This window comes from Acidovorax soli (assembly GCF_014207955.1).
GTDB classification, from domain to species: domain Bacteria; phylum Pseudomonadota; class Gammaproteobacteria; order Burkholderiales; family Burkholderiaceae_C; genus Acidovorax; species Acidovorax soli_A.
Genome location: NZ_JACHLK010000015.1, coordinates 159,170 through 170,118, shown reverse-complemented (window position 1 = coordinate 170,118; position 10,949 = coordinate 159,170). Strand labels below are relative to the sequence as shown.

Here is a 10,949-nt window from a genome sequence, read left to right as displayed (position 1 = left end):
CGGGTGGTCGGCCTGTCCTTGCCATCACATTGTTCCTGTTCAATCAAGGCTGCAGGATTGTATTTTGTTTTTTCTACACCCTCTTGGCGACGCAAAAGAAAGAAGGTGCGCCGCCGGGCGCACATCCCGGCCTCCGTCCTCAGCAGAGGCACAACGCCAGCAACGAACCCTAGAGGATCAGCCAAGGCCCCCAACAGCCATGTACTGCTCCCGCCAAGGCTCAAACGGCAAGGTATCCGCCGCCTCAATAGCCTTCTGCGCAGCCACAGAGTCATGCGCCATCTGCTCGAACCGCGCCTGCTGCGCATCGCTCCAGGGCAAGGCCAGCAAGGTGGCCTGGGCCTTGGCCGATTGCTGGAAGGCAAAGGCCTCGAAGCTGCTTCCATGGTCCTGCACCATGCTGGCCAGCACGCGCGCCGAGGGCGTGCGCTCCGGCGCGTCCATGAGGGCCCGGGCCTCGCGCAGGGCCTCGCTGTAGTCGTGCGTGCCATGCGTGGCGTCGAGCGCCGCGGCCAGGGGTTCGCACTGGGCCAGCACCTCGGCGCCCCAGGTGGTGAGCGCCACGGCCTGGCCACCGCGCTGCAGCTGCAGGCCGGGCTCGCGGCCGCGCTCGGCCGTGAGGTGCTGGTTCTGCTTGAGCTCGGCAATCTCCTCGGGGGTGTCGGGCGGGCTGTCGGACAGCAGGCAGTGCAGCAAAAACACGTCCAACAGGCGCATGGTCTGCGCCGTGATGCCTACGGTGACAAAAGGATCGAGGTCCATGAGCCGCACCTCGACATACTCCACCCCGCGCTCGCGCAGCGCGTGCAGCGGGCGCTCGCCCGAGCGCACGGTGCGCTTGGGGCGGATGGTGCCGTAGAACTCGTTCTCGATCTGCAGCAGGCTGGTGCCCAGCTGGTTGTAGTCGCCGCCCGGGTTGCGCACGCCCACGGTCTCGTAGGCCGGGTAGGGCTTGGTCAAGGCCTCGTGCAGCGAGTTGGCATAGCCCGTAAGGCCGTTGTAGCTCACGGCCAGAGTGGCCTGGGCATCGCTCTGGTAGCCCAGGCGGCCCATGCGCAGCGAGGTCGCATGCGGCAGGTACATGGCATGGCCCTTGTCGCCCAGGGCCTGCAAGCGGTGCTCACGCCCCTGCACGAAACACGGGCACAGCGCGGGCGAAGCGCCGAACAGGTACAGCAGCACGAAGGCATGCCGGCGGAAGTTGCGGATCAGCGCGAAGTACTCGTCGCTGCCCACACCCGGCAGCGACCAGTTGTAGTGGATGCCCGAGATGGTCTGCATGCGCCGGCCATAGCGGTGGCCCAGGCCCATGCGGTAGACACTCTTGGCGCGGCCGATGTTGGAGCTGCCATAGCGGCCGATGGGAATGGTCTCGTCCGTGGGCAGGCCGCAGGGCATGCTCGACGCCCACATCAGCTCGCCGCCCTGGTTCTGCAGCGCGCGGTGCACGAACTGGTGCACCTCGGCCAGCTCATGCAGGCAGTCGTCCACGCCCTTGTGGGCGCCGGTGATCAGCTCCAGCTGCGATTCGCTGTAGTCGGTGGTGATCAGCGGGTGTGTCAAGGCCGAGCCCAGCGCCGCCGGGTGCGGCGTGAGCGCCAGCCCCCCGCTGGGCAGCACGCGCAATCCCTCTTTCTCGATGCCGCGGCGTATCCCTGCCAAGGCATCGGCGGGGTAGGCGGCCAGTCGTTCCTGCAAAGTTCTCATATCTTTATTACCGATCTCGTGTCGGGGCGGAACTTAGCACGCCGCGGGATTGCGCGTGTGGATCTGGCTTAAACCCTGGCCGCCATGGCCTTGCTCACCTCGTTGGTCCCCTGGGCTGCGCCGCTTTGTGGTACTTGCTCGCCTGCGCGCTCGGTCACTTCCGAGAGGCGTGCGGCCAATTGCTCGGGGGTGTCGGCCCCCATGCCTAGGTGAATACCCTGGGTCAGCGTGATGTGGGCCGCCTCGAAAGTGCCCGCACCCGCGCACAGGATGGTGCGCGAGGGTGCGCTCTCATGGGCCAGCACCAGCATGGCGGGCACCACGGCCTCGGGCTTCAGGGCATCGAGCACCTCCTGGGGCATCAGGCCTTCGGTCATGCGCGTGGCCGCGGTGGGCGCCAGGGCGTTGACGTGGATGTTGTACTTGGCGCCTTCGATGGACAGGGTCTGCATCAGCCCCACCTGGGCCAGCTTGGCCGCGCCGTAGTTGGACTGGCCGAAGTTGCCGTACAGGCCCGTGGACGAGGTCGTCATCACGATGCGCCCGTACTGCTGGGCCACCATGTGCGGCCACACGGCCTTGCAGCAGTGGGCGGCGCCCATGAGGTGCACGTCCACCACCAGGCGGAAATCGTCCATCTCCATCTTGGAAAACGACTTGTCGCGCAGGATGCCGGCGTTGTTCACCAGGATGTCGACCCGGCCCCAGGTCTCGATGGCCTGCTGCACCATGGCCTGCACGGCCGCATAGTCGGTGACCGAAGCGCCGTTGGCAATGGCCTCGCCGCCGGCCGCGACGATCTCGTCCACCACGGCCTGCGCCGCGCCGACCGAGCCGCCCTTGCCGTCCACCGCGCCGCCCAGGTCATTGACCAGCACCTTGGCGCCACGCGCCGCCAGTGCCAGCGCATGCTGGCGGCCCAGGCCGCCACCGGCGCCCGTCACGATGGCCACGCGGCCCTTGAAATCGATACCCATGGTGCATGTTCTCCTGTGGTTGTGTGTGTACAGCGCAGCGACTGTACGCGACATCGCCCATGGGCCTGGTACCGTGCGTGACTGTCAGGCCATGGGAGCACAATCGCCCCCTGCGGGCATGCATGTGCCCCTGTTTCCCTCCAAAGGATTTCCCATGAAAGCAACCTGGAACGGCGTGACCATCGCCGAAAGCGACGACACCGTGGTGGTCGAAGGCAACCACTATTTCCCCGAAGCCGCGCTCAAGCGCGAGTACATCACCTTCAGCAACCACAAGACCATGTGCGCCTGGAAGGGCCAGGCCAGCTACCTTTCGCTCTTGGTCAACGGCGAAATGAACACCGATGCCGCATGGTTCTACGCCGACCCCAAGCCCGAGGCCGAAGAAATCCGTGGCCGGGTCGCGTTCTGGAAGGGCGTCAAGGTCGAGGCCTGACCCTGCCTGCATCCGGGCCGGAGTTATCCCTGCCCGTACTGGACAAGCATGTGGACAAGTTTTGGCAACTTCTGTATGGCTACGCCAAGTGCTTGATTCACAAGGCATATCCCTGCATCGCCCGATTTTTGGGCAACCACAGGCAGCGCCGATCTACGGGTTATCCCTAGGCACACTGGACAACTGTGGGGATAAGTCGGGACAACCGCTGTATGGCCTACGCAAGCTGTTGATTTGCAAAGAAAATCCTTGCACCGCCCGTTTTTTGTGCAGACGGGCGCGGAGTGCAAAACCCGGTTATCCCTGCCCGCACTGGACAATCATGTGGATAAGTTTTGGCAACTTCTGTATGGCGGCGCCAAGTGCTTGATTCACAAGGACAAGCCCCACAACGCCTGTTTTTTGTGCAAATGGCAGGGGTTATCCCAGCCAGCACTGGACAATCGTGGGGATAAGTCGGGACAAGTGCTGTACAGGCACGCCAAGTGCTTGATTTGCAAGGACTATCCCTGCATTGCCAAAAAACAAGGCAGTTTCGGCAAAGCCCCTGCGCGCATGGATTTGCTTTCAATTTGATAGCATCCGCCATCCCCTTTGTCCACACCCATGACCGCACCCGCCCTCCCCTGCAGCCCCGCCTCCGAACGCAACCAGGCGCCCATCCTGGCCGTGCTGCGCGGCCTGCTGCCCGATACCGGGGCCGCACTGGAGATTGCCAGCGGCACGGGGCAGCATGCGGCCTTTTTCAGCGCCGCCCTGCCCGGCTGGACCTGGCAGCCCACCGACCTGAAGGACGAGCTGTTCTTCGCCATTGCCGGCTGGGCGCTGCAGGCCGGTGCTGCCCACGTGCGGCCCGCCGTGTGCCTGGATGTGCGGCACGGCACCTGGCCCGGCGATGGCCAGGCCCCCTTTGCCCAGCCCTTCGACCTCATCTACTGCGCCAACATGCTGCACATCGCCCCCTGGGCCTGCTGCGCGGGGCTGATGCAGGGGGCGGCGCGCCACCTGGCGCCCGGTGGCCGGCTGGTCACCTATGGGCCCTACCTCGAAGACGGCGTGCCCACCTCGCCGGGCAACCTGGGCTTTGACGCCACCCTGCGCGCGCAGGACCCGGCCTGGGGCATCCGCCACCGTGCCGATGTCGAGCGCGAGGCAGCCGCCGCCGGCCTGCACCTGGCCGCGCGCCACGCCATGCCCGCCAACAACCTGCTCCTGGTGTGGCAACGCACCCCTGAATCGCACGAGAACGCATGAACCAGCCTGCCATCCCCTTCTTCACCGCCCGCATCGAACCCGATGGTGCCCAGTGCGACGCCTGGCCCGAGCAGCCGCTGCTCGTCTCCATCGAGCAGGGCGGCATCGACTGGCCCAGCTCCTGCCGCAACGGCACCTGCCGCACCTGCATCGGCCAGTTGGTGGAAGGCCGCGTGCGCTATGAGATCGAATGGCCGGGCCTGTCGGCCGAAGAGAAGGCCGAGGGCTGCGTGCTGCCCTGCGTGGCTTATCCCGAATCCGACGTGGTCATCCAGGGCAGCATGATCTGAAATGAAACACCCCCTGAGTCGCTTCGCGCCTTCACCCCTCTCTCGACTCGCTGCGCGAGTCGGGAGGGGGACGCCCCCAGCGCGGCGGGGCGGCCCTTGCGCGGGGGCACTGGCCTAGGCCGCGCCAGTTTCGTGCGATGTGGGATAACTGAGATTCGACAAAGCCATCTGCGCGCCGAGTGCATTAAAATCGGAGCCTTGTGGGGCAATAAGCCCCGTCGACGTGCGGCAGCGCCGCATCGCATGTTCTTTGGGCGGTTTCTTGGGGGTGCACAACACTGCGGTGCAGCCTCCAGCCACAGGAACCTGCGCTGCACCCGCCTGCCAGCCGTCCCCACAGAAAGCCCCAGCCTTCCATGAACACCCCCCTCACCCCCGTGCCGATCTCGCCCGTCGAGGACATCGTGGCCGAAATGCGCGCCGGCCGCATCGTCATCCTGGTTGATGAAGAAGACCGCGAGAACGAAGGCGACCTGGTGCTCGCGGCCGACCATGTCACACCCGAGGCCATCAACTTCATGGCGCGCTTCGGCCGCGGCCTGATCTGCCTGACGCTCAGCCGCGAGCGCTGCGAGCGCCTGCGCCTGCCGCCCATGGTCACGCGCAACGGCACCAAGCACGCCACGGCGTTCACCGTCTCCATTGAGGCGGCCGAGGGCGTGACCACCGGCATCTCCGCCGCTGACCGCGCGCGCACCGTGCAGGCCGCCGTGGCCCCCGGTGCCCGTGCCGAAGACCTGGTGCAACCCGGCCACATCTTCCCGCTGCAGGCGGTGGACGGCGGCGTGCTCATGCGCGCCGGCCACACCGAAGCCGGCTGCGACCTGGCCGTGATGGCCGGCTGCAGCCCCGCCTCCGTGATCTGCGAGATCATGAAGGACGACGGCACCATGGCCCGCCTGCCCGACCTGCAGCTCTTCGCGGCCGAGCACGGCCTGAAGATCGGCACCATCGCCGACCTGATCGAGTACCGCAGCCGCAATGAATCGCTGGTCGAGAAGGTCGGCACGCGCACGCTGCAGACCGCGGCCGGCGAGTTCACCGTGCACGCCTTCCGCGACAAGCCCAGCCAGGCCGTGCACCTGGCCCTGGTCAAGGGCCAGTGGAGCACCGACGACGTGGTGCCCGTGCGCGTGCACGAGCCGCTGTCGGTGTTCGACGCGCTCGAAGTCAACCGCTCCATGCACTCCTGGGGCCTCGATTCGAGCCTGCAGTACCTGGCGGCCCAGGGCAAGGGCGTGGCCGTGCTGCTCAACTGCGGCGAAACGGCCGAGCAACTGCTCGAACAGTTCGAAGGCACGGCGCGCGCCGCCCAGGCGCCCGAGCGCGGCCGCATGGACCTGCGCACCTACGGCGTGGGCGCGCAGATCCTGCGCGAGTGCGGCGTGCACAAGATGGCCCTGATGGGCCAGCCGCGCCGCATGCCCAGCATGGCCGGCTACGGCCTCGAAATCACTGGCTTCATCCCCAAAGAATAAATACGAGAACAGGACACCTATCATGTTTGGCGCAGAAAAAGGAACAGCGGACAAGCTGGACGGCAAGAAGCTGCACATCGGCATCGTGCAGGCCCGCTTCAACGAAAGCATCACCAACAGCCTGGCGGCGGCCTGCCGCGCCGAGCTGCTGGCCCTGGGCGTGCAGGAAAAGCACATCAAGCACGTGCTGGTGCCCGGCGCGCTCGAAGTGCCCGTGGCCCTGCAGGCGATGTGCGAGGCCGACGAATACGACGCACTGATCGCCCTGGGCTGCATCATCCGCGGCGAGACCTACCACTTCGAACTCGTGGCCAATGAATCGGGCGCGGGCGTCACGCGCCTGTCGCTGGACTACCAGATCCCGATTGCCAACGCCATCATTACCACCGAGAACATGGAACAGGCCATTGCCCGCCAGACCGACAAGGGCACGGACGCGGCCCGCGTGGCGGTCGAGATGGCCAACCTGCTGGAAGACCTGTCATGAGCGAAAACGACTACGGCAACGACGACAGCGGCGCCGCCGCCAGCAGCAGCCACCCTACCAAGCGCCCGCCCAAGCAGTCGCGCACCGGCCTCAAGAGCACCGGCGCGCGCAAGGCGGCCTCCAAATCGGCGCGCAGCCGCGCGCGCGAATTCGCGCTGCAGGCGCTGTACCAGCACCTGGTGGGCGGCAATGCGCCCGAGGCCATCGATGCGTTCACGCGCGACCTGGCAGGCTTCCACAAGGCCGACTCGGTGCACTACGACGCGCTGCTGCACGGCAGCATCACCATGGCCGCCGACATGGACGCGCTGATCACCCCGCTGCTGGACCGCAAGATGGCCGAGATCTCGCCCATCGAGCATGCGGTGATGTGGATCGGCGTGTACGAGTTCCAGCACTGCCTGGATGTGCCCTGGCGCGTGGTGCTCAACGAGTGCATCGAGCTGGCCAAGGAGTTCGGCGGCACCGACGGCCACAAGTACGTGAACGCCGTGCTCAACGGCCTGGCCCCGCGCCTGCGCGCCGCCGAAGTCGCGGCCGACAAGGGTGCAGCCAACGCGGCAGCGGCAACGCCAGCGGGCGACGACGCCGAGGCCTGAGCGCCGCTCCCTGGGGGCCTGCACGCAGCCCCCGCCCCTCCCTCGCAAATGAATGACTGAATGCCCCGTGCGGGCAGGACACTCTCCCATGAAGTTCTCCACGCGCGCCGAGCGCATCGAACCGTTTTACGTGATGGAGGTGGCCAAGGCCGCCCAGGCCCTGGCGCGCGAGGTGGCCGGCACGCGCGAGCCGATGATCTTTCTGAACATCGGCGAGCCCGACTTCACCGCCCCGCCCCTGGTGCAGGAAGCCGCGGCCCGCGCCGTGCGCGACGGCGCCACCCAGTACACCAACGCCCTGGGCCTGGAGCCCCTGCGCGAGCGCATCAGCGCCTGGTATGCACAGCGCTTCGGTGTCAACGTGCCGGCCCGGCGCATCGTGGTCACGGCCGGCGCATCGGCCGCGCTGCAGCTGGCCTGCCTGGCGCTCATCGAGCAGGGCGACGAGATTCTGATGCCCGACCCGAGCTACCCCTGCAACCGCCACTTCGTGAGCGCTGCAGAAGGCAAGGCCGTGCTGCTGCCCACCACCGCGGCCGAGCGCTACCAGCTCAGCGCCGAGAAGGTGCGCGCCGCCTGGACCGAGAAGACCCGCGGCGTGCTGCTGGCCTCGCCGTCCAACCCCACGGGCACATCCATCGCGCCCGATGAGCTGCGCCGCATCCACGAGGTGGTGCGCGCGCACGGCGGCATCACCTTGATCGACGAGATCTACCTGGGCCTGTCGTACGAAGAAGAGTTTGGCCACACGGCGCTGGCCATCGACGAGAACATCGTCAGCATCAACAGCTTCAGCAAGTACTTCAACATGACCGGCTGGCGCCTGGGGTGGATGGTGGTGCCCGAGGCCATGGTGCCGGTGGTCGAGCGCCTGGCGCAGAATCTGTTCATCTGCGCCAGCACCGTGTCGCAGCATGCGGCGCTGGCCTGTTTCGAGGCCGAGAGCATTGCCGAGTATGAGCGGCGGCGGGCGGAGTTCAAGGCACGGCGTGACTTCTTTATCCCGGCCTTGCAGTCGATGGGGCTGTCGGTGCCTGTAATGCCGGATGGTGCTTTTTATGCCTGGGCGGATTGCACCGAGGCTGCATCGCGACTGGGTGTGAATGGCAGCTGGGATTTTGCGTTTGAGGTGATGAAGCGGGCGCATGTGGCGGTGACGCCTGGGCGGGATTTTGGGACTGCGGAGACGGAACGATTTGTGCGGTTCTCTACTGCGAATTCGATGGCGCAGTTGGAGGAGTCGGTTTCTCGGTTGCGTCGTTTGTTGGGGTGATCTGGTTGGTGGTTGCTTCTGTTCTTTTGTTGACGGCGGAGGCCGGGTCTCGGCCCGGCGGCCGAGGTACTTGTTCTTTGCTTCGCCAAAGAAAAGTACCCAAAAGAAAGGCGACCCCGCTGCCCGTGTCCCCCTCGCCTGGGGCGAGGGGGCAGCCTGCGATGCTCGGTCCTGGGGTGCACCGTGGAACTCGCTGCGTTCCCCCTGCGGGTGAACTTCGCTCAAACATCCACGGTGAGTCAGACAACGATGCGCGTGTCCTTCGGCACGCGCTCACCCCAGGCCCTGCGCTTCTCGGCACGGTCAGAAGGGGGTGGGAACGGACTCCACACGGGCCATTGCTTCGCTCGGCCCGGTGCGCCATCGCTGCGCTCGGCCTGGGCAGGGCGGCTGCGCCGCTCGTCGGCAGCGCGCAGCGCGAACCAACACCCGGCGCAGCTGCGAAGCAGCAGCCGTCCCTGACCCCGCTCCCCACCCCTGCTGGCTGCGCCGAGAAGCGCAGGGCCTGGGGTGGGTGCGTGTGCCGCAGGACACACGCACTTCGTGATCTGACTCGTCGCGGATGTTTGAGCGAAGTTCGAAGAACGCAGCGAGTTCCGCGACGCCACCCCAGGACCGAGCATCGCAGGCTGCCCCCGTTCGCCCGACAGGGCGAACGGGGGACGCAGACTGGGGGTCGCCTTTTCTTTGCCTACTTTCTTTTGGCGACGCAAAAGAAAGTAGGTGCGCCGCCGGGCGCACATCCCGGCTCCCGCCCTTTGCAAAAGCAAACGGCAGCCATGGAAGCCAGCCCAAGAACACCAACCAAGAGGCACAAAAATGCCCTTTGAATTCCCCATCCGCATCTACTGGGAAGACACCGACGCGGGCGGAATAGTCTTCTACGCCAACTACCTCAAATTCTTCGAACGCGCCCGCACCGAATGGCTCCGCTCCCTCGGCATAGGCCAACAAACACTCCGGGAACAAACCGGCGGGATGTTTGTCGTAACCCACAGCCAGGTCCGCTACCTGCGGCCAGCCAGGCTCGACGACGAACTCATTGTTACCGCCCAGCTGCAAGAGGCAGGCCGCGCATCGTTGACAATACTGCAGCGTGCGCTCCTGAAACCAGAGCAGCATGATGGAAGCGGAATGACCGAGAATGCTCCCGTGCTGCTCAGCGAAGGCACCATCCGCATCGGCTGGGTGGATGCCGCCACCCTCAAGCCCGCGCGGATACCGAGCCCCCTTCTGGACCAACTCTCATCGACTTCAAACACCGCAACATGAATTCGCAAAACATGTCCATCATCAGCCTGGTGCTGCAGGCCAGCTGGGTGGTGCAACTCGTCATGGCACTGCTGCTGGCGGTGTCCGTTGCCAGCTGGGCGGCCATCTTCCGCAAGGTCTTTGCACTCAAGCGCATCAAGGCGCTCAATGAAGACTTCGAGCGCGACTTCTGGTCCGGCACCAGCCTGAACGACCTGTTCGCCAGCGCCGCGCAGAACGCCAAGAACGCCGGCCCCATGGAACGCATCTTCGCCAGCGGCATGCGCGAGTACCAGAAACTGCGCGAGCGCCGCATCGCCGACCCCGGCACCCTGCTCGATGGCGCCCGCCGCGCCATGCGCGCCAGCTTCCAGCGCGAGATGGACGTGGTCGAATCCAGCCTGTCCTTCCTGGCCACCGTCGGTTCCGTCTCGCCCTACGTGGGCCTGTTCGGCACGGTGTGGGGCATCATGCACGCCTTCACAGGCTTTGCCGGCATGGAGCAGGTGACCCTGGCCACCGTGGCCCCGGGCATCGCCGAGGCCCTGGTGGCCACCGCCATCGGCCTGTTCGCCGCCATCCCGGCCGTGATCGCCTACAACCGCTTTGCCCGCGACATCGACCGCGTGGCCACGCACCAGGAGACCTTCATCGAAGAGTTCTCCAACATCCTGCAACGCAACCTGGGTGTGCAGCAGCACGCCGCGTCGTCGGCGTCCGGCCACTGACCGCAAGCAGGCAAGGAAGAAAGGGAAACAGCACCATGCCCGCCATGGCATCCCGCGGCCGAGGCCGCCGCACCATCAACGAGATCAACATGGTCCCGTTCATCGACGTGATGCTGGTGCTGCTCATCATCTTCATGGTGACAGCGCCCATGCTCACCCCCGGCTTGATCGACGTGCCCAAGGTCGGCAAGGGCACCAAGCCACCCAAGGTTTTCGCCCAGGTCATCGTGAACAAGGACGGTTCGCTGCAGCTCAAGACCCCCGAGGCCACGCGCAGCATGTCCCAGCGCGAGATCGGCGACGCCGCAGCGCGCTGGCAGAAGGACCAGACCAACAAGGAAACCGCCGTGGTCATCAGCGCCGACAAGGGCGTGCAGTACGAAAGCGTGGTCAAGGCCATGGACGCGCTGCAGCGCGCCGGCGTGCAGCGCGTGGGCCTCTCGGTCAAGCAGGGCGGCTAGACGACGAC

The 10,949-nt window shown here is 66.1% G+C and carries 13 protein-coding genes; 11 read left to right on the top strand and 2 right to left on the bottom strand.

Annotated features, from left to right (window positions below; genetic code table 11):
* Positions 1–177: 177 nt before the first annotated feature.
* Positions 178–1,707, bottom strand: a complete 1,530-nt coding sequence (gene gshA / locus HNP48_RS28325) for a glutamate--cysteine ligase (RefSeq protein ID WP_184863535.1) — start codon at positions 1,705–1,707, stop codon at positions 178–180.
* A 68-nt stretch (positions 1,708–1,775) separates the two neighbouring features.
* Positions 1,776–2,684 (bottom strand): SDR family NAD(P)-dependent oxidoreductase, encoded by a 909-nt coding sequence (locus HNP48_RS28320; RefSeq protein ID WP_184863533.1) that lies wholly within the window; start codon positions 2,682–2,684, stop codon positions 1,776–1,778.
* Between the two features lie 154 nt (positions 2,685–2,838).
* Here HNP48_RS28320 and HNP48_RS28315 point away from each other — a divergent pair, with 154 nt between their 5' ends.
* From HNP48_RS28315 to HNP48_RS28265, 11 genes are all read left to right on the top strand, one after another.
* Positions 2,839–3,120, top strand: a complete 282-nt coding sequence (locus HNP48_RS28315; protein ID WP_184863531.1) for a DUF427 domain-containing protein — start codon at positions 2,839–2,841, stop codon at positions 3,118–3,120.
* A 249-nt stretch (positions 3,121–3,369) separates the two neighbouring features.
* The gene (locus tag HNP48_RS28310; protein WP_184863529.1) at positions 3,370–3,696 is read left to right on the top strand and encodes a hypothetical protein; all 327 of its coding nucleotides are present in this window, start codon (positions 3,370–3,372) and stop codon (positions 3,694–3,696) included.
* 30 nt (positions 3,697–3,726) lie between these two features.
* Complete coding sequence (locus HNP48_RS28305) at positions 3,727–4,374, top strand: DUF938 domain-containing protein (protein WP_184863527.1); 648 nt, start codon at positions 3,727–3,729, stop codon at positions 4,372–4,374.
* Positions 4,371–4,664: a 2Fe-2S iron-sulfur cluster-binding protein gene (locus HNP48_RS28300; RefSeq protein WP_184863525.1), complete on the top strand. Its 294-nt coding sequence runs from the start codon at positions 4,371–4,373 to the stop codon at positions 4,662–4,664. The genes HNP48_RS28305 and HNP48_RS28300 overlap by 4 nt, the downstream gene beginning before the upstream one ends.
* Before the next feature lie 356 nt (positions 4,665–5,020).
* Positions 5,021–6,142 carry a bifunctional 3,4-dihydroxy-2-butanone-4-phosphate synthase/GTP cyclohydrolase II gene (gene ribBA, locus HNP48_RS28295; RefSeq protein WP_184863523.1) on the top strand — a complete coding sequence of 374 codons (1,122 nt, stop codon included), beginning with the start codon at positions 5,021–5,023 and terminating at the stop codon, positions 6,140–6,142.
* A 22-nt stretch (positions 6,143–6,164) separates the two neighbouring features.
* Positions 6,165–6,629 carry a 6,7-dimethyl-8-ribityllumazine synthase gene (gene ribH, locus HNP48_RS28290; protein WP_184863521.1) on the top strand — a complete coding sequence of 155 codons (465 nt, stop codon included), beginning with the start codon at positions 6,165–6,167 and terminating at the stop codon, positions 6,627–6,629.
* On the top strand, positions 6,626–7,228 hold the full coding sequence (gene nusB, locus HNP48_RS28285) for a transcription antitermination factor NusB (protein WP_184863519.1): 603 nt from the start codon (positions 6,626–6,628) through the stop codon (positions 7,226–7,228). The genes ribH and nusB overlap by 4 nt, the downstream gene beginning before the upstream one ends.
* Before the next feature lie 88 nt (positions 7,229–7,316).
* Positions 7,317–8,501: a pyridoxal phosphate-dependent aminotransferase gene (locus HNP48_RS28280; protein ID WP_184863517.1), complete on the top strand. Its 1,185-nt coding sequence runs from the start codon at positions 7,317–7,319 to the stop codon at positions 8,499–8,501.
* Positions 8,502–9,320: 819 nt separating this feature from the next.
* Positions 9,321–9,773, top strand: coding sequence for a tol-pal system-associated acyl-CoA thioesterase (locus tag HNP48_RS28275; protein ID WP_184863515.1), 453 nt, complete (start codon positions 9,321–9,323; stop codon positions 9,771–9,773).
* The gene (tolQ, locus tag HNP48_RS28270; protein WP_184863513.1) at positions 9,770–10,480 is read left to right on the top strand and encodes a protein TolQ; all 711 of its coding nucleotides are present in this window, start codon (positions 9,770–9,772) and stop codon (positions 10,478–10,480) included. Before HNP48_RS28275 ends, tolQ begins: the two co-directional genes overlap by 4 nt.
* A gap of 35 nt (positions 10,481–10,515) precedes the next feature.
* Positions 10,516–10,941, top strand: coding sequence for an ExbD/TolR family protein (locus HNP48_RS28265; RefSeq protein ID WP_184863511.1), 426 nt, complete (start codon positions 10,516–10,518; stop codon positions 10,939–10,941).
* Positions 10,942–10,949 lie beyond the last annotated feature (8 nt).

Bases quoted from the DNA above. Each gene is read 5' to 3' on its own strand.
- gshA (WP_184863535.1), bottom strand. From the start codon at position 1,707: ATGAGAACTTTGCAGGAACGACTGGCCGCCTACCCCGCCGATGCCTTG.
- HNP48_RS28320 (WP_184863533.1), bottom strand. From the start codon at position 2,684: ATGGGTATCGATTTCAAGGGCCGCGTGGCCATCGTGACGGGCGCCGGT.
- HNP48_RS28315 (WP_184863531.1), top strand. From the start codon at position 2,839: ATGAAAGCAACCTGGAACGGCGTGACCATCGCCGAAAGCGACGACACC.
- HNP48_RS28305 (WP_184863527.1), top strand. From the start codon at position 3,727: ATGACCGCACCCGCCCTCCCCTGCAGCCCCGCCTCCGAACGCAACCAG.
- HNP48_RS28300 (WP_184863525.1), top strand. From the start codon at position 4,371: ATGAACCAGCCTGCCATCCCCTTCTTCACCGCCCGCATCGAACCCGAT.
- ribBA (WP_184863523.1), top strand. From the start codon at position 5,021: ATGAACACCCCCCTCACCCCCGTGCCGATCTCGCCCGTCGAGGACATC.
- ribH (WP_184863521.1), top strand. From the start codon at position 6,165: ATGTTTGGCGCAGAAAAAGGAACAGCGGACAAGCTGGACGGCAAGAAG.
- nusB (WP_184863519.1), top strand. From the start codon at position 6,626: ATGAGCGAAAACGACTACGGCAACGACGACAGCGGCGCCGCCGCCAGC.
- HNP48_RS28280 (WP_184863517.1), top strand. From the start codon at position 7,317: ATGAAGTTCTCCACGCGCGCCGAGCGCATCGAACCGTTTTACGTGATG.
- HNP48_RS28275 (WP_184863515.1), top strand. From the start codon at position 9,321: ATGCCCTTTGAATTCCCCATCCGCATCTACTGGGAAGACACCGACGCG.
- tolQ (WP_184863513.1), top strand. From the start codon at position 9,770: ATGAATTCGCAAAACATGTCCATCATCAGCCTGGTGCTGCAGGCCAGC.
- HNP48_RS28265 (WP_184863511.1), top strand. From the start codon at position 10,516: ATGCCCGCCATGGCATCCCGCGGCCGAGGCCGCCGCACCATCAACGAG.